Consider the following 20,111-nt stretch of genomic DNA (forward strand, 5'->3'; position numbering starts at 1 on the left):
GTGCGCACTGCGCACCGGGCCACCGGTCTTTTCGTGGGGCGGTCCGGATCAGGCGGCGGCAGTCGCAGCCGCGGCTTCGGACCCGGCCTGGGCGGCGCGGCGTTCACCCTCGGCCTGGGAACGCCTTCCGTACAGGGCGGTCCACAGGCCGAGCGCGCCGAGCACGCCGTAGATCATGATCGGGCTGAGCGTCACCATGGTCTTGGTGTTCAGCGTGTAGGCCAGGGCGATGCGGACGAGGGCTTCCGTGACGTACGCGACGCCCCACACCAGCGTCATACGGGTCAGGGTCGTCCGGAAGCCTTCGTACTGCCACAGGCCGTTCCACCAGGCGGTGCTCCGCGCAGTGCCGTCGGTGGCGAACTTGCGGCCGAAGTAGAACATCAGCGGCCGCGGCGCGAGCAGGGTGGCCAGGCACAGCAGCCCGAACAGCCCGGTCACGCCGGAGTCCTTGATGAGCAGGGCGCGGGCCGAGTGCGCGCCGACGAGCGAGACCACGGCCGTGATCACCAGGAACACCAGGGTCACGATGGCGAATTCGTCGAGCTTGCGCCGCCAGGCCACGCTGACGGCACTGTCGAGCACCGGCCAGGCGCTGCTGAGGAGCAGCGCCGAGAACTCGCTCCAGCCGTGGTCGTCGACGAGCGTGTTGTACGTGATGATCGGCGCGACCACGTTGAGGCCGATGGTCAGGATCCAGCCGAGGGCCGTGGCGGCGCCGGAGCGGGCGGGAGGTGCGGGTCGGGCGAGTGGTGCGTCTTGGACGGACAAGGTTCCCCCTGGAACATGCCTGATGAGTGCGGTAGGGGGACCGTAAGGACATGCTGACGGCAGGAACAAGCCGGGCGGGTCAAATGCTCGCCAAGCCGTCCGGACTGAATGGTTCCGGACGGGGGCGGTTCAGGCGCGCAGGCCCCGGATCACCAGGGTGGTGACCGCCTCGAACTCCGTGTGGATGGTGGGCGAGGACCAGTCGGCCGCGTACTGCGGGTCGTGGAATCGGCCGGTGGCATCGAAGACCGCCCGGGCGGCCAACGGCACGTCGGACGCGCTGATCGAGCCGGCGGCGACCCCCTCGGCGATGATCCGGGCCAACTGGTCGATCAGCTCGGTCAGGTGGCGGTCCACCACACCGCTGTTCTCGGCGAGCAGCACGGTGTACGTCGCGAACAGCTCCGGGTCGGCACCCGCCTTGCGCCGCTTGGCGTCGAAGAGCGCCTCCAGCCACGCCTCCAGCTTGGAGGGGGCCGTCCCGGTGGGAGCCGAGGCGATCTCCTCCAGCATGACGACGCTCTTGGCGAGCCAGCGGTCCGTGACGGCCTCGCGCAGCGCCGCCTTCGACGGGAAGTGCCGGTACACGCTGCCGTGACTGACGCCCAGGGCGCGCGCCACGTCCACCACGGTCGCCTTGGTGGGGCCGAAGCGGCGCAGCACCTCCTCGGTGGTCTCGAGGATGCGCTCGGGTGTCAGGGGTTCGCCAGCAGCGGGGGGCATGAGATGACCGTACCGCCAGCTCAGCGCTCGCTGTCGAGGTGGGCCATCTGCGCCGCCGGGTACCGATCGCCGGCTGCCGCCCCGGCCGGTATCGCCGCCTCGATGGCGGCGAGGTCGGCGGCGGTCAGCTCCGTGTCCAGGGCGCCCAGCGCCTCGGTGAGCCGGTCGCGGCGGCGGGCGCCGATCAGCGGCACGATGTCCTCGCCGCGGGAGAGCACCCAGGCGATGGCGGTCTGCGCGACGCTCACGCCCTTGTTCTCGGCGACCTTGCGCAGCGCGTCGACCAGGTCGAGGTTCCGGTGCAGATTGTCGCCCTGGAAGCGCGGGCTCATGCCGCGGAAGTCCCCCGGGGCCAGCGTCCGCTCGCGGGTGAAGTGGCCGCTGATCAGGCCGCGGGAAAGCACCCCGTACGCCGTGATGCCTATGCCGAGCTCACGGGCGGTCGGCAGGATGTCCGCCTCGATGCCGCGCGAGATCAGCGAGTACTCGATCTGGAGGTCCGCGATCGGCGCCACCGCGGCGGCCCGGCGCAGGGTGTCCGCGCCGACCTCGGAGAGGCCGATGTGGCGGACGTGCCCGGCCTGGACGGCCTCGGCGATGGCGCCGACGGTCTCCTCGATCGGCACGTCCGGGTCGACGCGGGCGATCCGGTAGATGTCGATGTGGTCCCGGCCGAGGCGCTGGAGCGAGTAGGCGAGGAAGTTCCTGACGGCCTCGGGCCGGCCGTCATACCCGGTGAAGCCGCCCTCGACCGTCCGCAGCGCGCCGAACTTCACGCTGGTCAGCGCCTTGTCCCGGGCCGCCGCGGGCGCGGTGCGCAGCGCCTCGTTGATCAGTAGTTCGTTGTGGCCCATGCCGTAGAAGTCGCCGGTGTCCAGAAGCGTGAGCCCGGCGTCCAGGGCGGCATGGATGGTGGCGAGGGACTCGGCCCGGTCGGCCTCGCCGTACAGCGCGGACATGCCCATGCAGCCCAGCCCGAGCGGAAAGACGGAGGGGCCGGTGGAGCCGAGGCGGCGGGTGGTGGCGTAGGTGCTCTCGTGCGTCGTCATGGGAAGAGAATGGCATGACGAGTGACAGATTTCAATATCTGTCACTCGTCAGCGTGAGAGGGGCGGCCGGGGTCAGTCCTCGGGATGGGCCAGGCGGCCGAGCAGGGCCACCGCCTCGTCGACGGGCACCGGCCCGAAGAACCGCGCGTCGACGCCCTCGACGGCCGCGACGGCGCGCGGGGCCAGTTCGGCGCCGGCTCCGGTGACGCGCAGCCGCTTGGCGCGGGTGTCGGCCGGGTCGACCTCGCGGGCGACGAGCCCCTTGTCCTCCAGGGTCCGCACCACCTGGGAGGTCATCTTCACGTCGGTGCCGGCCTGGCGGGCCAGGGCCTGCTGATTGGGGTGCTCGCCCTGGCCGTTGAGCCACCAGGTGCAGGCGAGGAGCACGAACTGCACGTGGGTGAGGCCCAGCGGCGCCAGGGCTGCGGCGATGTCGCGCTGCCAGCGCAGCGTGGCGTGCCAGAGCAGGAATCCGGGACTCTCTCCGGGCGCCAGGGCCATCAGCCCTGCGCTCCCCGGACCAGCGCGGCCATGGTCTCGGGCCAGTCGGCGGTGATCGCGGGGCCGATCCGCGGGCCCATCTCCTCGGCTCCGGCGCCGGTGATCTCCATCCGGTACACGACCCGGACGGCCGCCGCGGCGGTCCCGTCGAGCCGCTCGATCCGGTGCGCCGTGCGCAGCACCAGGCCGTCGAAGCGTGCCTCGTCGACGAACGACTCGCCCTCGGCCACCTCGGCGATGCGCAGCTCCACCGGGTCCTGGCCGGCCGGGGTCATCGTGATCTCGCTGCCGGCCGCGAACGGGCCGCGGAGCTCGATCTTCTCGATGTCGGCGTTCCAGGTGCCCCAGTTCTCGACATCGGTCCACAGGTGCCAGATCGCCTCGGGCGCGGCGGTGGTTTCCAGGCTGTGCTCGTAAACCCACATGAGGGGCCCCTTCACTAGAAGATCTGTGCAGAGATTATCTCTGCGCAGACTATCTGTCCAGTGAAGGGGCGTCCCCGCGCGGCGCTACGCCGCCAGGCGCAGGGCCAGGGCTGCCGCCGCCATCAGGGCGAGGGTGGCCGCCGGGGCGAGTTCGAAGTTCTTGGCGCGCAGGTGGGTGACGATCGCGCCGATGAAGTAGAGGGTCACCCCGACGGCGGCGGCCGTGCCCAGTGGAGCCAGCCACAGGCCCGCGACCAGGCCGACGGCCCCCGCGGCCTTGAGGGCGCCCAGGCGCGGCAGCCAGGAGTCGGGCACGTCCACCTTCCGCATGCTCGCCACGATCGCTTCGTTGCGCTGGAGCGTGAAGGTCGCGGACGCGGCGAGGGTCAGGGCGAGCAGGCCGGCGACGACGGCATGGGCAATGAACATGAGGAGCTCCAACAGTCGATGGCTTGAAATCATTGAATACCATCAACGATTGTCTGATCGCAATCATTCCACGGTTGTTACGATGTGTGCATGACGGCGCCTCAGGACTCCTCGCACCCGCCGCAGCGGCTGGGCCTGCTGCTGGCCTGGCACGGCGCGGTCACGCAGACCCGGATGAGGAAGGCGCTCAGCGCGGCCGGGCTCACCCCGCGCCACGCGATGACGCTCATGCACCTGGAAGGCGGCCCCATCAGCCAGCGGGCGCTCGCCGAGCGGCTGGAGGTGGACCCGAGCGTGCTCGTCGGGATCCTCAACGACCTCGAGCGCGACGGCCTGGCCGACCGCCGCCGGGACCCCGCCGACCGCCGCCGCCACAACGTGGCCATCACCGACGCCGGGTCCGCCGTCCTCGGCAAGACCAACGCGGCGCTGGACGCGGTCGAACTCGGCCTGTTCTCCGGGCTCTCCGACCAGGAGCAGGGCGTACTGCGCGGACTCCTGGCCCGCATCGACACGCACGCCGACGACTTCGACTGCCAGGAATAGCCGCCAGGAAAGAAGCAGGAACAGCCGGGACGCCCCGTCAGGGGGATACCGCTCCCGGCCCCGCGGCCGGAGAATCGACCCCGGGGGGTGGGAGCCGTGTGGATCCTGTTCTGGGTGCTCTGCGCGTGGATCGTCCTGGCGCTGGCCTCGGCCGTGGCCGCGACGGCCCGGCGCGAGTCGGCCGAGACCTACGAGGGCGTGGTCGTCGCCCGGGGCACGAGGAGCGTTCCGCTCACCGTCGGCAGCCGCAGCGATCTGTGGCTCCACGTACGCGACGAGACCGGCGCCGAGACCTCGTACCTGGTGGACGGCCGCACCTGGGCGGCCTTCCGCGTCGGGGACCGGATCGTCAAACGCGCGGGGGAGCGCCGGCCGACGCGGGGCTGAGCACCGGCTCCGGCTCCAGGGCGGCGGCCGTGCGCAGGGCCGTCCCGTGCGCCCACCGGCCGCTGGTGGCGAAGCCCACGACCAGGACGAGCAGCCCGCACCCGGTGATGATCCACCAGGCGGGCCGGGTCGCCGCCACGAAGTCGCCGCCGCCCGCCGTCCCGGCCGCCAGGACCGCGCCGATCACCGCGACGCCCAGCATCCCGCCGGTCTGCCGGCTGGTGGAGGCGATGGCCGCCGCGACCCCCGCCTGGGCGCGGGGCATCCCGGAGACCGCGGTGTTGGTGATCGGGGCGTTGACCATCCCGAAGCCCAGGCCGAAGAGCACGTACCCGGCGAACATCAGCGGCGTGGAGGCCTCCGCCGAGAACGCCGCGAACAGCAGCCCGCTCGCTCCCAAGGCCACCCCCGCGACCACCAGCGGCAGCCGCGGCCCCCGGCTGCCCACCAGCCGCCCCGACAGCGGGGCGCACAGGCCGGTCAGCGCCGCCATCGGCAGCATGTAGAGCCCGGCGTCCAGGGCGTCCAGCCCCCGTACGTCCTGGAGGTACAGGGTGTTCAGGAAGAGGAAGCCGGACAGTGCGGCGAAGGCGCCCACCGCGATCACCGTCGCCCCGCTGAAGGGGGCGCTGCGGAAGAACCGCGGGTCGATCAGCGGCTGCGCCCGCCGCGGCTCGTACACCAGCAGCCCGGCCAGGGAGGCCACGGCGACAGCCGCGCAGCCCAGGATCAGCGGGGAGTGCCAGCCGGCCGCCGGGGCCTCGATGATCCCGTACGTCACCGAACCGAGCACCGCCATGACCAGCAGCTGCCCGACCGGATCCGGCCGGCGGGGGCGGTCGGCCCGCGACTCGGGGACGTAGCGCAGGGTCAGCACGAGGGCGGCGAGGCCGACGGGAAGGTTGACCCAGAAGATGGACCGCCAGCCGACCGAGTCCACCAGCAGCCCGCCGATCAGCGGGCCGGCGGCCATGGAGACGCCGACCACCGCGCCCCACACGCCGATGGCGCGGGCGCGCTCGCGGGGGTCGGTGAAGGTGTTGGTGATGAGCGACATGGCGACGGGGTTGAGCATGGATCCGCCCACCGCCTGGATCATCCGGAAGGTGACCAGCCATCCCAGGCTGGGCGCGAGCGAGCACAGCAGCGAGCCGGCCGTGAAGAGGACGAGGCCCACGCTGAAGACCTTGCGGCGGCCGATCCGGTCCGCCGTGGAGCCCGCCAGTATCAGCAGCGAGGCCAGGACCAGCGTGTACGCGTCGATCGTCCACTGCATTCCGGCGACGGAGGCGTTCAAGTCGCGGCGCATCGCCGGGAGGGCGACGTTCAGGACGGTGTTGTCGAGGCTGACGAGGAGCAGGCTCATGCAGCAGATCGCCAGTACGAGCATGCGCCGCCGCCGGCTCAAGTCGTGCATGTAGCCGATAGTACGGCTAACTAAAGAAATGTGCGGTGAGGCGCGACTGAGCCACAATGGTGGAATGACCACGCTTCCTCCGCCGCTCGCGATCGGCCCGCACACCGTGCAGCCCCCGGTGGTGCTCGCGCCCATGGCCGGCATCACCAATGCCCCGTTCCGTACCCTGTGCCGCGAGTTCTCGGGCGGCAAGGGGCTGTTCGTGAGCGAGATGATCACGACCCGCGCCCTGGTCGAGCGCAACGAGAAGACCATGCAGCTGATCCACTTCGACGAGGCCGAGAAGCCCCGCTCGATCCAGCTGTACGGAGTCGACCCCGTGACGGTCGGCAAGGCGGTCCGGATGATCGTCGAGGAGGACCGCGCCGACCACATCGACCTCAACTTCGGCTGCCCGGTCCCCAAGGTCACGCGCAAGGGCGGCGGCTCGGCCCTCCCGTACAAGCGGAACCTGCTGCGCGCGATCCTTCGCGAGGCCGTCGCCGGGGCCGGCGACCTCCCGGTGACGATGAAGATGCGCAAGGGCATCAACGACGACCACCTCACCTACCTCGACGCCGGCCGGATCGCCGTCGAGGAGGGCGTCACCGCCATCGCGCTGCACGGGCGCACCACCGCCCAGCACTACGGCGGCACGGCCGACTGGGACGCCATCGCGCGGCTCAAGGAGCACGTGCCGGAGATCCCGGTGCTCGGCAACGGCGACATCTGGTGCGCCGAGGACGCGCTGCGCATGGTCCGCGAGACCGGCTGTGACGGCGTGGTCGTGGGGCGCGGCTGCCTGGGGCGGCCGTGGCTGTTCAACGACCTGGTGGCGGCCTTCGAGGGCCGCCCCGAGGACTTCCACAAGCCGACGCTGCGCGAGGTCGCGGCGACCATGCACCGGCACGCCGAACTGCTGGGCGGGTGGATCGGTGACGAGGCGCGCGGGGTGATCGACTTCCGTAAGCACGTGGCCTGGTACCTCAAGGGTTTCTCGGTGGGTTCGGAGATGCGCAAGAAACTGGCCATCACCTCCTCCCTGGCCGAGCTGGACGCTCATCTGAGCGAGCTGGACCTGGACCAGGCGTGGCCCGAGAGTGCGGACGGCCCGCGGGGCCGTACGTCCGGAAACAACCGGGTTGTCCTGCCCGAGGGCTGGTTGAAGGATCCCTACGACTGCGCGGGCGTGGGCGAGGAAGCCGAACTCGACACGTCCGGGGGCTGAGAAAGCGCCGGCAAAACGTGCCATCGGCGGCGTGACATACGCCACGCATGGGTGGGGTTGCGCTCAGATGAGCGCGAAAATCACGGGTAAGACTTTCAAAGGGTGGCACTGGGTGCCACCCTTTGTGCGTTCAAGACTTGAACGCAAATATATCGATGATCGCTCATCCGAGCGGATTCAAGCCTCAAGAGCGCCCTTACCTTTCGGGACCTGAACGCTCTTCGGAGGTTCCGGCTACCCGCCAGTTACTTTCGATGTCCTGGCGCACGGGTGGTTACAGCCTCATGACGACCAAGTGGACGTACCCATAAGCCTTTGATCTGGGTATGTTCCTGGCCGTCAGGGCAGCCACCGAGCCTCGAGGAGTCGAGACCCGTGTCGGAAAACAAAGATCAGAAGTTCGTCTACGACTTCACCGAGGGCAACCGCGACCTCAAGGACCTTCTCGGCGGCAAGGGAGCCAACCTCGCCGAGATGACCAACCTGGGTCTGCCGGTCCCTCCCGGCTTCACCATCACCACCGAGGCCTGCAAGGTCTACCTCGGCAGCGGCGAGGCCCCGGCCGAGCTGCGCGACGAGGTCAGCGCGCACCTCGCCGCCCTCGAGGCGAAGATGGGCAAGAAGCTCGGCCAGTCGGACGACCCGCTGCTGGTCTCCGTGCGCTCCGGCGCCAAGTTCTCGATGCCGGGCATGATGGACACCGTCCTCAACATCGGCCTCTCCGACGCGTCCGTGAAGGGCCTCGCCGCCCAGGCCGGTGACGAGCGCTTCGCGTGGGACTCGTACCGCCGCCTCATCCAGATGTTCGGCAAGACCGTCCTCGGCGTCGAGGGCGAGCTCTTCGAGGACGCCCTCGAAGAGGCCAAGGCCGCCAAGAAGGTCACCGTCGACACCGACCTCGACGCCGCCGACCTGAAGAAGCTGGTCACGCGCTTCAAGAAGATCGTGGCCAAGGAAGCCGGCCGCGCGTTCCCGCAGGACGCCCGCGAGCAGATGGACCTCGCCGTCGAGGCCGTCTTCAACTCGTGGAACACCGACCGCGCCAAGCTCTACCGCCGCCAGGAGCGCATCCCGAGCGACCTGGGCACCGCGGTCAACATCTGCTCCATGGTCTTCGGCAACCTCGGTCCCGACTCGGGAACCGGCGTCGCCTTCACCCGTGACCCGGCCAGCGGCCACGCGGGCGTCTACGGCGACTACCTCCAGAACGCCCAGGGCGAGGACGTGGTCGCGGGCATCCGCAACACCGTGCCGCTCGCGGACCTGGAGGCCATCGACAAGGTCTCGTACGACCAGCTCATGACGATCATGACGACGCTGGAGAACCACTACAAGGATCTCTGCGACATCGAGTTCACCATCGAGCGCGGCCAGCTGTGGATGCTCCAGACCCGCGTCGGCAAGCGCACCGCCGGTGCCGCCTTCCGCATCGCCACCCAGCTCGTCGACCAGGGCCTGATCGACGAGGCCGAGGCGCTCCAGCGCGTCAACGGCGCCCAGCTCGCGCAGCTGATGTTCCCCCGCTTCGACGAGGACGCCAAGACCGAGCTGCTCGGCCGCGGCATCGCCGCCTCCCCGGGCGCGGCCGTCGGCAAGGCCGTCTTCGACTCGTACACGGCCGTCAAGTGGTCCCGCTCCGGCGAGAAGGTCATCCTGATCCGCCGCGAGACCAACCCGGACGACCTGGACGGCATGATCGCCTCCGAGGGCATCCTGACCTCGCGCGGCGGCAAGACCTCGCACGCCGCCGTCGTCGCCCGCGGCATGGGCAAGACCTGCGTCTGCGGCGCCGAGGAGCTCGACGTCGACACCAAGCGCCGCCGCATGACGGTCGGCGACACGGTCATCGAAGAGGGCGACGTCGTCTCCATCGACGGCTCCACCGGCAAGGTCTACCTCGGTGAGGTACCCGTCGTACCGTCCCCGGTCGTCGAGTACTTCGAGGGCCGCATGCACGCCGGCGCCGACGACGCCGACGAGCTGGTCGCCGCCGTGCACCGGATCATGGCCTACGCGGACCGCGTCCGCCGGCTGCGGGTGCGCGCCAACGCCGACAACGCCGAGGACGCGCTGCGCGCCCGCCGCTTCGGCGCCCAGGGCATCGGCCTGTGCCGCACCGAGCACATGTTCCTCGGCGAGCGCCGCGAGATGGTCGAGCGCCTGATCCTCGCGGACACCGACGGCGAGCGCGAGGAGGCACTCAGTGCCCTCCTGCCGCTGCAGAAGAAGGACTTCGTCGAGCTGTTCGAGGCGATGGACGGCCTGCCCGTCACCGTGCGCCTGCTCGACCCGCCGCTGCACGAGTTCCTGCCCGACATCACCGAGCTGTCGGTGCGCGTGGCCCTCGCCGAGTCCCGCAAGGACGCGAACGAGAACGACCTGCGCCTGCTCCAGGCCGTGCACAAGCTGCACGAGCAGAACCCGATGCTGGGTCTGCGCGGCGTCCGCCTCGGTCTGGTCATCCCCGGCCTGTTCAAGATGCAGGTCCGGGCGATCGCCGAGGCCGCGGCCGAGCGCAAGAACGCCAAGGGCGACCCGCGCGCCGAGATCATGGTCCCGCTCGTCGGCACCGTCCAGGAGCTGGAGATCGTCCGCGACGAGGCCGACCAGGTCATCGCCGAGGTCGAGGCCGCCACCGGCACGAACCTCAAGCTGACCATCGGCACCATGATCGAGCTGCCGCGCGCCGCCCTGACCGCCGGCCAGATCGCCGAGGCCGCGCAGTTCTTCTCCTTCGGCACGAACGACCTGACCCAGACCGTGTGGGGCTTCTCCCGCGACGACGTCGAGGCCAGCTTCTTCACCGCGTACCTGGAGAAGGGCATCTTCGGGGTCTCTCCGTTCGAGACCATCGACAGGGACGGCGTCGGCTCGCTGGTCCGCTCCGCGGTCCAGGCCGGCCGCGCCACCCGCCCCGACCTCAAGCTCGGCGTCTGCGGTGAGCACGGCGGCGACCCCGAGTCCGTCCACTTCTTCCACGAGGTCGGTCTCGACTACGTCTCCTGCTCGCCCTTCCGGATTCCGGTGGCGCGCCTGGAGGCGGGCCGTGCGGCCGCCGAGGCGAAGGGCAGCGACAGCCGCTGACCCCTGCCCCTGACCCCCGGCCCGTGCGACGGGCCCTGTAGACCGCGGCTGCCCCCGGGTTCCCTGACCCCCGAGGGCAGCCGCGCCTATTTCTTTTTCGTTCAACGAATCTTTACGGCAGCAGGCGGTGGACGGATCCCCACCCGTCCACCGCCTGCCGCCAATCCGCCGGGCACGTCGGCGCTTCCCGGTGCGACCGACCGCCAGGCCCCGCAAAGCCCCCCACGGCCTTCACGGAGCGTTTCGGTCGCACTGGAGTGTGCCTGGCGGAGTACAGGATTTCGGTTGTCACGCCCTCGCCGAAAGGGGTTTCAACTGTGGCCGAAAGGGCGTGGTGACGTCGTGTGACGGCATGCATACTCATGAGGCGGGGGGATTGCGGTTGCACAGGTGGGGGTTCGGTGCTGCGTATCCATTTCACTGGAGTGGACCTGGCACGCGTACGGATGGCAGGGCGTCCCGATGCGTTGTGGGAAACGATTCTTAGTTTTCACCGCTTAAGAGACCGGCGTGACGCCCGGTTGTTCGGTGAATGGCGTACAGAAACCCGGAGCAGGTTGAATGGTGAAACACGGCTCCTCGGGACGCTCATACCCAGTCGCGGCTATTTCCCGGATTTCCTGACCCCCGTGGAGGGGCAGTACGGATGGGACGTGGGCCTCGACGCGCTGCGCGGGATCCGTCCCGAGCGCATGCGGCGCGAGCTCGGCCTCGTCGGCGCGGGTGCGGGCGCGGGCGCCGGTACGGGCTTCGGCGCGGCCTTCGGGGCCCCGCCGCCGAGCAGGCTGCGGGAGTTCATGGACGGCGGGACCAAGCACCTGCCCCGGCTGCTGGGCGAGCTGCGCGGCTACCACCGGGCGGCCGTGGAACCGTACTGGACCCACATCCAGGCCCAGATCGAGGCCGAGCGGGCCGCACGGGGCCGCGCCCTGCTCGACGGGGGAGCGGACGAGCTGCTGGCCTCGCTGCCGCCGATGCTGCGCTGGCGGGCCCCGGTGCTGGAGTGCGACTACCCCGTGGACCGGGACGTACGGCTGCGGGGGCGCGGGCTGCTGCTCCAGCCGTCGTTCTTCTGCCGCCGCACCGCGGTGACCCTGCACGACCCGGAACTCCCGCCGGTGCTGGTCTACCCGGCCGCCGCCCAACTGGCCTCCGCGCCAGCCGGCGGCGAGGCGGCCCGGCCGGCGGAGGAGCAGCGCCAGCGCACCCTCGGCAAGCTCGTCGGGCACACCCGCTCGGTGGTGCTGCGGGCCATCGGCGACGGCGCCACCACCAGCGAACTGGCCCGCCGGGCCGGGGTCTCGCTGGCCTCCGCGAGCCAGCACGCCTGCGTGATGCGCGAGGCGGGCCTGGTCACCACCCTGCGCCGGGGCAACGCCGTACTGCACACGGTCACGCCCCTGGGGGCCGCGCTGCTCAAGGGCGGAGCGGTGGCCTCGTAAGCCGCGCGGGCCCCCGGCCCCGGCCGGGGGCCCGCGCGCAAGGCACCCGTGTCCGGGCCGCACGAGGTGACCTCCTGCCGACTGCGGGACTTCCTCCCCCGGGGAGGCCCCGCATGGGGGAGGATGGTGGAGCAATGAACCACTTCGCCGCCGAAGCCGATATTCGCGGCCGCGCCGACCTCGACGTCGTGCTGCGCCGCTTCTACACGGCCGCATTCGCCGACTCGCGGATCGGGCCGTTCTTCACCGAGATCGCCGGTACCGACCTCGAAGCCCACCTCCCCCGGATCACCGACTTCTGGGAGCGGGCCCTGTTCCGCAGCGCCGACTACCGGCGCAACGCCTTCGCCCCGCACGCCGCGCTGAACTCCGCGCGGGCCATGACCGCGGAGGACTTCGGGCGCTGGGTGCAACTGTGGCGGGCCGCCATCGACGGCCTGCACCAGGGGCCGAACGCCGACCGGGCCAAGGCGCAGGGCGAGCGGATCGCCCTGACCCTGCACGAACGCCTCGCCGGGCAGGATGCCTCGGCGGCGAGCGGGGACGGGCTGGGCTTCGTACCGCTGGCAGCCCTGCAACTGCGCTCCGTAGCGGCCTGACCTGCGGTTTCGGGAAATCTCAGAAAAAGTTCGCGGGGAGCGATGAGTTTCCCGGGGCTCCCCGGTCTACCTCTCGAAAGCAACGACAACGAGAGAAGAGGGACCGAGATGTCCTCCACCATGATCTTCGTCAACCTGCCGGTCAAGGACCTCGAGGCCACCAAGACCTTCTGGGGCAAGCTCGGTTACACCTTCAACGCCCAGTTCACCGACGAGAACTGCGCCTCGATGCCCATCACCGAGAGCATCGTCGCGATGTTCCTCACCGAGGCCCGGTACAAGGACTTCACCCACAAGGCCATCGCCGACGCGACCACGACCTCCGAGGTGCTGCTCTGCCTGAGCGCCGAGAGCCGCGCCGCGGTCGATGAGCTCGTCGACGGGGCCCTGGCCGCCGGGGCCACCGAGCCCCGCCCCGCCCAGGACCACGGCGTCATGTACGGCCGGGCCTTCGACGACCTCGACGGCCACACCTGGGAGATCATGTGGATGGACCCGGCGATGGTCCAGGGCTGATCACCGCGAGGTCGCGGCGGTCCGCACCGGATACGTACGGACCGCCACCTCCTCGTCGTCCAGACAGCGCCCCGACTCCAGGTCGAAGCGCTGCTTGAGCAGCGGCGAGGCCACGAAGGGCCGCCCGGCGGCCGACCCGACCAGCCCGCGCGAGAGCACCTGCGCCCCGGTGAAGGGGTCCTGGTTGCCGATCGCGTACGGGCGCCCCGCGCGGTCGACGAACACCGCGGCCTGGCTCCCGTCGGGCAGCAGCGCCGCCACCCCGCGCCCGGGGACCAGTACGGCCAGCTCGCACACCGTCAGCCATCCCTCCGCCACCTTCAGTTCCACGGTCATCGGGTGCCTCCCACGGGCTCCAGGGTCAGGACGGCCAGGTCGGGCTTGACCTGGTCGCGCTCGGGGACGAACTTGACGGTCGGATCGGGGGCGCCGGGCGCGTTGACGAAGGACACGAACCGGCGCAGCCGCTCCGGGTCCTGGAGCGTCTCGGCCCATTCGTCGCGGTAGTGCGCCACGTGGTCGGACATCAGCGACTCCAGCTCCGCGCACAGTCCGAGCGAATCGTGGACGACCACGTCCCGCAGGTGGGCCAGGCCCCCCTCCAGCCGCTCCAGCCAGGCCGAGGTGCGCTCCAGCCGGTCGGCGGTGCGGATGTAGAACATCAGGAACCGGTCGATGAGCCGGATCAGTTCGGCGTCCGACAGGTCCTGGGCCAGCAGGTCGGCGTGGCGCGGGGTGGCCCCGCCGTTGCCGCCGACGTAGAGGTTCCAGCCGCTGGCGGTGGCGATGACGCCGAAGTCCTTGCTCTGCGCCTCGGCGCATTCGCGGGCACAGCCGGAGACCGCCGACTTGAGCTTGTGCGGGGCGCGCAGGCCCCGGTAGCGCAGCTCCAGGTCGATGGCCATCCGCACGCTGTCCTGGACCCCGTAGCGGCACCAGGTCTGCCCGACGCAGGACTTCACCGTCCGCAGGGCCTTCCCGTACGCGTGCCCGGACTCGAATCCGGCGTCCACCAGCCGGGCCCAGATCCGCGGGAGCTGGTCGACGCTCGCGCCGAAGAGGTCGATGCGCTGCCCGCCGGTGATCTTCGTGTAGAGGCCGAAGTCGCGGGCCACCTCACCGATCACGATCAGCTTGTCCGGGGTGATCTCACCGCCGGGGATGCGGGGGACGACCGAGTAGGAGCCGTTGCGCTGGAGGTTCGCGAGGAAGTGGTCGTTGGTGTCCTGGAGGGCGGCCTGTTCACCGTCCAGGACGTAGCCGCTCGCGCCCAGGGTGGGCGCGAGGGAGGCGATGATCGAGCCGACGGTGGGCTTGCAGACCTCGCAGCCGTCGCCGCCGCGGGCCTCCGCACGGCCGTGGCCGTCGAGGATCTGCCGGTACGAGGTCAGCCGACGGGTACGGACGATCTCGTAGAGCTCGGCGCGCGTGAACGGGAAGCAGCCGCACAGCCCTTTGTCCGTGGAGGCCGGCAGCAGCTGGCCGATCACCTTCAGGCAGCTGCCGCAGCCGGTGCCGGCCTTCGTGCACTTCTTGACCTCGGCCAGGGTCTCGTAGGCGGTGATGGCCTTCTTGGTGACGTTGTGGCAGGAGCAGACGACCGCGGTGTCCGGCAGCGAACCCGGGCCCAGGGCGGCGGGCGCCCCGAGGCCGGCGGGCAGGACCAGCTGCTCGGGGGCGACGGGCGGGACGGAGCCGGTGAGCGGGCGCAGCAGGCCGTACGAGTCCGCGTCGCCGACCAGGACTCCGCCGAGCAGGACGCCCTCGGCCGAGACGACCACCTTCTTGTAGACCCCCGAGCGGGAGTCGGAGTAGACGACGTCGAGGCTGTCGGCGGCGGCTCCGTGGGCGTCGCCGAAGGAGGCCACGTCCACGCCGAGCAGCTTGAGCTTGGTGGAGAGGTCGGCTCCGGTGAACTCCTTCTCCCGGCCCAGCAGGTCGTCGGCGGCCGTCTCGGCCATCTCGTAGCCGGGCGCGACCAGACCGTAGACGCGGCCGTCGGAGGCGAGCGCGCACTCGCCGATGGCGTAGACCTGCGGGTCGGAGGTGCGGCAGCGGGAGTCGACGGTGATGCCGCCGCGCTCCCCGACGGTCAGGCCGGCGGCGCGGGCGAGCTGGTCGCGGGGGCGGACGCCGGCCGAGAAGACCACGAGGTCGCTCTCGACGGTGGAGCCGTCGGAGAGCCGCATCCCGCTGACGGACCCGTCCTCTCCCGTCAGTACTTCCTGGGTGCCGACCCCGGTGTGGACGGTCAGGCCCATGGACTCGATGGTGCGCAGCAGGGCCGCGCCGCCGCCCTCGTCGACCTGGGCGGGCATCAGGCGCGGCGCGAACTCCACGATGCGGGTGGCCAGGCCCAGTCCTTGCAGGGCGCCGGCCGCCTCCAGACCGAGGAGGCCGCCGCCGACGACGGCGCCGCGGGTGCGGGTCTTGGCGTACTCCTCGATCGCGAGGAGGTCCTCGATGGTGCGGTAGACGAAGCAGCCCGGGGCGTCCTTGCCGGGGACGGGCGGCACGAAGGGGTAGCTGCCGGTCGCCAGCACCAGGACGTCGTACGGGAACACCTGCCCGGAGCGGGAGGTGACGGTACGGGCCTGCCGGTCGACGGTCTCGGCGGGGTCGCCCAGGTGGAGGGAGATGCCGTGCTCGGCCATGAAGCCGGCGGGCGTCATGGACAGGTCCTCGGGGGTGCTGCCGGAGAAGTAGGAGGTGAGGTGCACACGGTCGTAGGCGGGCCGGGGCTCCTCGCAGAGCACGGTGATCCGGTGCGTGGCGGTGGCGCCGCGCTCGGCGAGCGCCTCTAGGTAGCGCTGGCCGACCATGCCGTGCCCGATGAGCACGATCGCGGGCAGGGGCTCGGTCATGTCAGTGGCCTCCGTCGTCGGTGAGCAGGTGGAACAGGTCGGTCAGGGGTTCGCCGTCCTCCCAGCTGCGGGCGAGGGCGCCCACGGTGGAGAGTTCGCCGAGCAGTACGCCGCCGACGAGGCGGTCCCCGCGGACGACGACCTTGCGGTAGGTGCGGCGGGTGGCGTCGGCGAGGCGGACCACGTCGTCGCCGGGGCGGGGGGTCGTCTCGCCGAAGGCGGCGAGGTCGGCTCCGCCGAGGGTGAGGCGGGTGAGGGCGCGGGTGCCGGTGTACTGCGCGGGGGCTCCGGTCAGGACCGAGGCGAGGGCGTCGGCCTGCTCCAGCGCGGGGCCGGCCAGGCCGTACACCTGGCCGGCGTGCTCGGCGCAGTCGCCGATGGCGTGGATGCGGGGGTCGCTCGTCCGCAGCCGGTCGTCGACCACGACGCCGGTGCGGACCTCGATCCCGGCGGCCTTGGCCAGGCCGGTGCGGGGGCGCACGCCGCAGGCGAGCACCACGATGTCGGCGTCGAGCCGGTAGCCGTCGGCGAACTCGACCCCGGTGACCGCCCGGGGGCCGCCCCCGCCGCGCCGCCTCCCGGGCTCTGCCCGGACCCGCGCCTCAATCGCCGGCGGGGCTGAATCCGGGCCGGCCCCCGGCAGCGGCGCCGCAGGTGAAGTCGTCAGGCCGCGGACCCGGCACGCCGTGTGGATCTCCACGCCGAGGGTGGACAGGTGGGCGTGCAGCAAGGCCGAGGAGTCCGCGTCCAGTTGGCGCTCCAGCAGCCGCTCCGCCTGCTGGGCCAGGACCACCTGCGCCCCGCGCTCGGCCAGGGCCCGCGCGGCGGAGACGCCCAGCAGGCCGCCGCCGATCACCACCGCCCGTACGCCCGGACGTACCGCCGCCGACAGGGCCAGGCAGTCGTCCATGGTGCGAAACGCGTGCACCCCGTCCGGGAGTTCCCGCCCGTCCGGCTCGAACAGCCCCCGCAGCGGCGGCAGGACCGGGTTGGATCCGGTGGCCAGCACCAGCGTGTCGTACCGCTCCGTGCTGCCGTCGTCGCAGTGCACCGCCCGGTCGGCCCGGTCGATGCGGACCGCCCGGACGCCGCGCCGCAGCGCCGGGCCGGGCGCCGGGAGGGCGGCCACCTCCGGTGCGTACCGGCCGGCCAGGACGTCGGCCAGCAGCACGCGGTTGTACGGGACGTGCGGCTCCTCGCCCAGCACGGTCACCGCCGCGGCTCCGGCGAGCCGCTGCGCGAGCCGAAGGCCCGCGAGGCCGCCGCCGATCACCACCACACGCTTTTCCGAGGTCATGGCACGAGCGTGCGCGCCTGCTGTTTCCCCGCCGCATCGGCGTTGTTACCCGGGCGGAACGCCCACCTCAGCGGCGGGGTTAAGCGTCGGTGAGGCGTTCCTCAAGGCCGTCTTAAGGATCACCCCGGGGGCCCGGGGCCCGCTTAGCGTGGGCGCCATGCGAGATGCGGTGGTGCGGGTCAGGGGCGGGATGCTCGGCGGGGCGGGGGTGGTCACCCTGCTCTGGGCGGCGCAGGTACGGCCCTCGGCCCGGCTCGACGCGCTGTTCGCCACCGCCGCGCACCTCAGCGGGCTGCTCGCCGGGTACGGGGTGCTCGTCCTGCTGTTCCTGATGGCCAGGGTGCCCGCCGTCGAGCACGGGGTGGGCGCGGACCGCCTCGCCCGCTGGCACGCGCTCGGCGGCCGCCACGTGCTGCTGCTCTGCTTCGGGCACGCGTTCTTCGCGCTGTGCGGGTACGCCGTCCACGAGGGGGTCGACGTCGTCCGTGCCGTCCGCGAGCTGCTGGGGTACCCGGCGGTGGCCGCCGCCCTCGCCGGGACCGTGCTGCTGGCCGGGGTCGGCATCACCTCCGCCCGGTCCGTACGCCGTCGCGTCTCCCACGAAACCTGGCGCGGGGTGCACCTGTTCGTCTACCTCGCCGCCGCGCTCGCCTTCGGCCACCAACTCGCCGGGCCCGACCTCACCCTGGTCGCCTGGTTCTGGGCGCTCGCCCACGCCGTCGTCGCCGTCCTGCTCGTCTGGTACCGGGCCGTGGTCCCCGTACGGCAGGCCGCGCGGCACGCGCTGCGGGTCCTGGAGGTCCGGGCCGAGGGCCCCGGGGTGGTCTCCGTCGTCATGTACGGGGCGCACCTCGCGGAACTGCGCGCGCAGCCGGGGCAGTTCCTGCGCTGGCGGTTCCTCCAGCGGCGGCTGTGGCACACCGCCCTGCCGTTCTCGCTGTCCGCGCCGGTCCGCGGGAACACCCTCCGGATCACGGTGAAGGGCCTCGGCGGCCACTCCCGCCGGATCCGCCGGCTGCGCCCCGGCACGCGGGTGCTGGCCACCGGCCCGTTCGGGGCGCTCACCGCCGCCCGGCGCACCCGCGCGAAGGTGCTGCTGATCGCCGGCGGAGTGGGGATCAGCCCGATGCGGGCCCTGTTCGAGACGCTGCCCGGCGGGCCGGGGGAGATCACCCTGCTCTACCGGGCGGGGGCCGAGGAGCACCTGGTGCTGCGGTCCGAGCTGGAGGCGATCGCCGCCGAGCGGCAGGCCGGGCTGCACTACCTGCTCGGGCCGTCCGGCGCCGCAGGGGGGCACCTCCCAGCGGTGGCTGGGGGAGATCCGCTCGCCCCGCAGGCGCTGGCCGCGCTGGTGCCGGACCTGGCCGAGCACGACGTGTACCTGTGCGGGCCGCCGGGGATGGCGAGGGCGGCGCAGACCTCGCTGCTGCGGGCCGGGGTGCCGGCCGGGCGCATCCACTCCGAGTGCTTCAGCTTCTGATTCCGAGCCCCGCGTCCTTCGAGAGGTTCCCCGCGCCGATGCGTCACCCACTGCACATCGCCCTGCCCGAGGCCGGGCCCGTGCCCGTGCCTGCTCCCGAGCCCGTGCCTGCTCCCGAGCCCGTGCCTGCTCCCGCACCTGCTCCCGTGCCCGAGCCCGCACCCGCGCCCGCCTCGGCCTCGGGCCCTGCGCCTGCCCCCGCCCCCGCCCCCGCGCGGCACCGCAAGCCGTCCCCGTGGCAGGCCGCGCTGGCCCGCGTACCGCCCGCGCAGCGGCTGGCGGCCGGGCTGGGGCTGGCCAGCGTGGTGGCCGCGAGCGTGCTGACGGCGGCCGTGGACCCGGCTGCCCCGGTGGCCCCGGACCGGGCACCGGCCAGGCAAAGCTCAACCTTTGCGCAAGTTTCCGGGGATTGATGGTCGCTGCACCCAACCGCTCCATAGGGTCGTGACCGTGCCTGACATATCAACGACCATGCTCATCGTGCTGTGCGTGGCCGCCGCGGCGGCCGGCTGGATCGACGCGGTGGTGGGCGGCGGCGGTCTGCTGCTCCTGCCCGCGCTGCTGCTCGGCCTGCCGCACGCCCACCCCGCCACCGTCCTCGGCACCAACAAGGCGGTGGCCATCGTCGGCACCTCGGGCGCGGCAGTCACGTACGCGCGCAAGGCCCCGGTGGACCTGAAGCTCGCCGTCCGCATCGGCCTGGCCGCGCTCGCCGGATCCATGGGCGGGGCCGCGCTCGCGGGCGGCATCAGCAAGGACGCGCTGCGCCCGCTGATCATGGTGGTGCTCGTGATCGTGGCGGCCGTGGTGATCTTCAAGCCCGGTTTCGGCACCGCCCCCTCCACCGAGCCCGTCAGCCGGCAGCGGATGCTGCTCGCGATCGGTCTGGCCGGCCTCGGCATCGGCTTCTACGACGGCCTCATCGGACCCGGCACCGGCACGTTCCTCGTGCTCGCCCTCACCGCACTGCTCCACCTCGACCTGGTCACCGCCTCGGCCACTGCCAAGATCGTCAACTGCTGCACCAACGCCGGGGCGCTCGCGATGTTCGCGTACCAGGGCATGGTGCTGTGGCAGCTGGCCGCGCTGATGGCGGTGTTCAACCTGGCCGGCGGCATGGTCGGGGCCCGGATGGCGCTGAAGAAGGGCAGCGGCTTCGTCCGCGGCGTGCTGCTGACGGTGGTGGGCGCGCTGGTGATCAAGCTCGGCATCGAACAGTGGGGCTGACGGCCGTGCGCGACGCCGCGGCGGTTCTGCCCGGCGCACGCTCCGGACGCGAGCTAGTGCCGGATCAGGCAACGTTTGCCCTGTCGACGACGGCGCGTAGGCGCCGGTCATCGGCGTGGCGGTTTCGCCAGATGATGTAGCGGCGGA

At 71.9% G+C, this 20,111-nt stretch carries 19 protein-coding genes and 1 pseudogene; 9 read left to right on the forward strand and 11 right to left on the reverse strand.

The window, feature by feature from the left end:
- Positions 1–48: 48 nt before the first annotated feature.
- From ACFWB8_RS33590 to ACFWB8_RS33615, 6 genes are all read right to left on the reverse strand, one after another.
- A complete protein-coding gene (locus ACFWB8_RS33590; protein WP_385235930.1) occupies positions 49–771 on the reverse strand; it encodes a VC0807 family protein in 723 nt (240 codons plus the stop codon).
- Between the two features lie 129 nt (positions 772–900).
- A complete protein-coding gene (locus ACFWB8_RS33595; protein WP_385235933.1) occupies positions 901–1,494 on the reverse strand; it encodes a TetR family transcriptional regulator in 594 nt (197 codons plus the stop codon).
- A gap of 20 nt (positions 1,495–1,514) precedes the next feature.
- Positions 1,515–2,543: an aldo/keto reductase gene (locus tag ACFWB8_RS33600; protein ID WP_385235936.1), complete on the reverse strand. Its 1,029-nt coding sequence runs from the start codon at positions 2,541–2,543 to the stop codon at positions 1,515–1,517.
- A 72-nt stretch (positions 2,544–2,615) separates the two neighbouring features.
- Positions 2,616–3,044, reverse strand: coding sequence for a MarR family winged helix-turn-helix transcriptional regulator (locus tag ACFWB8_RS33605; protein WP_385235939.1), 429 nt, complete (start codon positions 3,042–3,044; stop codon positions 2,616–2,618).
- Positions 3,044–3,469 (reverse strand): polyketide cyclase, encoded by a 426-nt coding sequence (locus ACFWB8_RS33610; RefSeq protein ID WP_385235942.1) that lies wholly within the window; start codon positions 3,467–3,469, stop codon positions 3,044–3,046. Before ACFWB8_RS33610 ends, ACFWB8_RS33605 begins: the two co-directional genes overlap by 1 nt.
- A gap of 84 nt (positions 3,470–3,553) precedes the next feature.
- Positions 3,554–3,898: a DoxX family protein gene (locus tag ACFWB8_RS33615; protein ID WP_385235945.1), complete on the reverse strand. Its 345-nt coding sequence runs from the start codon at positions 3,896–3,898 to the stop codon at positions 3,554–3,556.
- Between the two features lie 90 nt (positions 3,899–3,988).
- Here ACFWB8_RS33615 and ACFWB8_RS33620 point away from each other — a divergent pair, with 90 nt between their 5' ends.
- Together ACFWB8_RS33620 and ACFWB8_RS33625 are read left to right on the forward strand one after the other, a co-directional pair.
- Positions 3,989–4,444 carry a MarR family winged helix-turn-helix transcriptional regulator gene (locus ACFWB8_RS33620; protein ID WP_385235948.1) on the forward strand — a complete coding sequence of 152 codons (456 nt, stop codon included), beginning with the start codon at positions 3,989–3,991 and terminating at the stop codon, positions 4,442–4,444.
- A gap of 96 nt (positions 4,445–4,540) precedes the next feature.
- On the forward strand, positions 4,541–4,831 hold the full coding sequence (locus ACFWB8_RS33625) for a hypothetical protein (protein WP_385235951.1): 291 nt from the start codon (positions 4,541–4,543) through the stop codon (positions 4,829–4,831).
- Here ACFWB8_RS33625 and ACFWB8_RS33630 read toward each other — a convergent pair.
- On the reverse strand, positions 4,794–6,248 hold the full coding sequence (locus tag ACFWB8_RS33630; RefSeq protein ID WP_385235954.1) for an MFS transporter: 1,455 nt from the start codon (positions 6,246–6,248) through the stop codon (positions 4,794–4,796). The two genes, ACFWB8_RS33625 and ACFWB8_RS33630, sit on opposite strands and share 38 nt — an antisense overlap.
- Positions 6,249–6,312: 64 nt before the next feature.
- Between ACFWB8_RS33630 and dusB the strand changes: the two genes are divergently transcribed.
- From dusB to ACFWB8_RS33655, 5 genes are all read left to right on the forward strand, one after another.
- Positions 6,313–7,455: a tRNA dihydrouridine synthase DusB gene (gene dusB, locus ACFWB8_RS33635; RefSeq protein WP_385235957.1), complete on the forward strand. Its 1,143-nt coding sequence runs from the start codon at positions 6,313–6,315 to the stop codon at positions 7,453–7,455.
- A gap of 375 nt (positions 7,456–7,830) precedes the next feature.
- Positions 7,831–10,539 (forward strand): pyruvate, phosphate dikinase, encoded by a 2,709-nt coding sequence (ppdK, locus tag ACFWB8_RS33640; RefSeq protein WP_385235960.1) that lies wholly within the window; start codon positions 7,831–7,833, stop codon positions 10,537–10,539.
- Between the two features lie 401 nt (positions 10,540–10,940).
- Positions 10,941–11,981 carry a helix-turn-helix domain-containing protein gene (locus ACFWB8_RS33645; RefSeq protein WP_385235963.1) on the forward strand — a complete coding sequence of 347 codons (1,041 nt, stop codon included), beginning with the start codon at positions 10,941–10,943 and terminating at the stop codon, positions 11,979–11,981.
- A 134-nt stretch (positions 11,982–12,115) separates the two neighbouring features.
- Complete coding sequence (locus tag ACFWB8_RS33650) at positions 12,116–12,580, forward strand: group III truncated hemoglobin (protein WP_385235966.1); 465 nt, start codon at positions 12,116–12,118, stop codon at positions 12,578–12,580.
- 108 nt (positions 12,581–12,688) lie between these two features.
- The gene (locus ACFWB8_RS33655) at positions 12,689–13,096 is read left to right on the forward strand and encodes a VOC family protein (RefSeq protein ID WP_385235969.1); all 408 of its coding nucleotides are present in this window, start codon (positions 12,689–12,691) and stop codon (positions 13,094–13,096) included.
- Here ACFWB8_RS33655 and nirD read toward each other — a convergent pair whose 3' ends face one another.
- Genes nirD through ACFWB8_RS33670 form a run of 3 tightly spaced genes read right to left on the reverse strand, consistent with a single transcriptional unit; the run spans position 13,097 to position 17,257 of the window.
- On the reverse strand, positions 13,097–13,432 hold the full coding sequence (gene nirD, locus ACFWB8_RS33660) for a nitrite reductase small subunit NirD (RefSeq protein ID WP_385235972.1): 336 nt from the start codon (positions 13,430–13,432) through the stop codon (positions 13,097–13,099).
- The gene (nirB, locus tag ACFWB8_RS33665) at positions 13,429–15,960 is read right to left on the reverse strand and encodes a nitrite reductase large subunit NirB (RefSeq protein WP_385235975.1); all 2,532 of its coding nucleotides are present in this window, start codon (positions 15,958–15,960) and stop codon (positions 13,429–13,431) included. The genes nirD and nirB overlap by 4 nt, the downstream gene beginning before the upstream one ends.
- Position 15,961: 1 nt before the next feature.
- Positions 15,962–17,257 carry an NAD(P)/FAD-dependent oxidoreductase gene (locus ACFWB8_RS33670; RefSeq protein WP_385235978.1) on the reverse strand — a complete coding sequence of 432 codons (1,296 nt, stop codon included), beginning with the start codon at positions 17,255–17,257 and terminating at the stop codon, positions 15,962–15,964.
- Positions 17,258–17,414: 157 nt separating this feature from the next.
- Between ACFWB8_RS33670 and ACFWB8_RS33675 the strand changes: the two genes are divergently transcribed.
- A complete protein-coding gene (locus ACFWB8_RS33675; protein ID WP_385235981.1) occupies positions 17,415–18,737 on the forward strand; it encodes a ferric reductase-like transmembrane domain-containing protein in 1,323 nt (440 codons plus the stop codon).
- Between the two features lie 450 nt (positions 18,738–19,187).
- Positions 19,188–19,964 carry a sulfite exporter TauE/SafE family protein gene (locus ACFWB8_RS33680; RefSeq protein WP_385235984.1) on the forward strand — a complete coding sequence of 259 codons (777 nt, stop codon included), beginning with the start codon at positions 19,188–19,190 and terminating at the stop codon, positions 19,962–19,964.
- A gap of 64 nt (positions 19,965–20,028) precedes the next feature.
- Here the strand turns inward: ACFWB8_RS33680 and ACFWB8_RS33685 are convergent.
- A pseudogene (locus ACFWB8_RS33685) lies at positions 20,029–20,111 on the reverse strand (transposase); the annotation flags it as partial.

Origin of the sequence: Streptomyces sp. NPDC060031, from assembly GCF_042736805.1 — a bacterium.
GTDB lineage: Bacteria > Actinomycetota > Actinomycetes > Streptomycetales > Streptomycetaceae > Streptomyces.

Excerpts from the sequence above, each read along its gene's own strand:
- ACFWB8_RS33620 (WP_385235948.1), top strand. The coding sequence starts at position 3,989 with ATGACGGCGCCTCAGGACTCCTCGCACCCGCCGCAGCGGCTGGGCCTG.
- ACFWB8_RS33630 (WP_385235954.1), bottom strand. The coding sequence starts at position 6,248 with ATGCACGACTTGAGCCGGCGGCGGCGCATGCTCGTACTGGCGATCTGC.
- ACFWB8_RS33610 (WP_385235942.1), bottom strand. The coding sequence starts at position 3,469 with ATGTGGGTTTACGAGCACAGCCTGGAAACCACCGCCGCGCCCGAGGCG.
- ACFWB8_RS33675 (WP_385235981.1), top strand. The coding sequence starts at position 17,415 with ATGCGAGATGCGGTGGTGCGGGTCAGGGGCGGGATGCTCGGCGGGGCG.
- ACFWB8_RS33655 (WP_385235969.1), top strand. The coding sequence starts at position 12,689 with ATGTCCTCCACCATGATCTTCGTCAACCTGCCGGTCAAGGACCTCGAG.
- nirD (WP_385235972.1), bottom strand. The coding sequence starts at position 13,432 with ATGACCGTGGAACTGAAGGTGGCGGAGGGATGGCTGACGGTGTGCGAG.
- ACFWB8_RS33670 (WP_385235978.1), bottom strand. The coding sequence starts at position 17,257 with ATGACCTCGGAAAAGCGTGTGGTGGTGATCGGCGGCGGCCTCGCGGGC.
- ACFWB8_RS33595 (WP_385235933.1), bottom strand. The coding sequence starts at position 1,494 with ATGCCCCCCGCTGCTGGCGAACCCCTGACACCCGAGCGCATCCTCGAG.
- ACFWB8_RS33605 (WP_385235939.1), bottom strand. The coding sequence starts at position 3,044 with ATGGCCCTGGCGCCCGGAGAGAGTCCCGGATTCCTGCTCTGGCACGCC.
- ACFWB8_RS33600 (WP_385235936.1), bottom strand. The coding sequence starts at position 2,543 with ATGACGACGCACGAGAGCACCTACGCCACCACCCGCCGCCTCGGCTCC.
- ACFWB8_RS33650 (WP_385235966.1), top strand. The coding sequence starts at position 12,116 with ATGAACCACTTCGCCGCCGAAGCCGATATTCGCGGCCGCGCCGACCTC.
- dusB (WP_385235957.1), top strand. The coding sequence starts at position 6,313 with ATGACCACGCTTCCTCCGCCGCTCGCGATCGGCCCGCACACCGTGCAG.
- ACFWB8_RS33615 (WP_385235945.1), bottom strand. The coding sequence starts at position 3,898 with ATGTTCATTGCCCATGCCGTCGTCGCCGGCCTGCTCGCCCTGACCCTC.
- nirB (WP_385235975.1), bottom strand. The coding sequence starts at position 15,960 with ATGACCGAGCCCCTGCCCGCGATCGTGCTCATCGGGCACGGCATGGTC.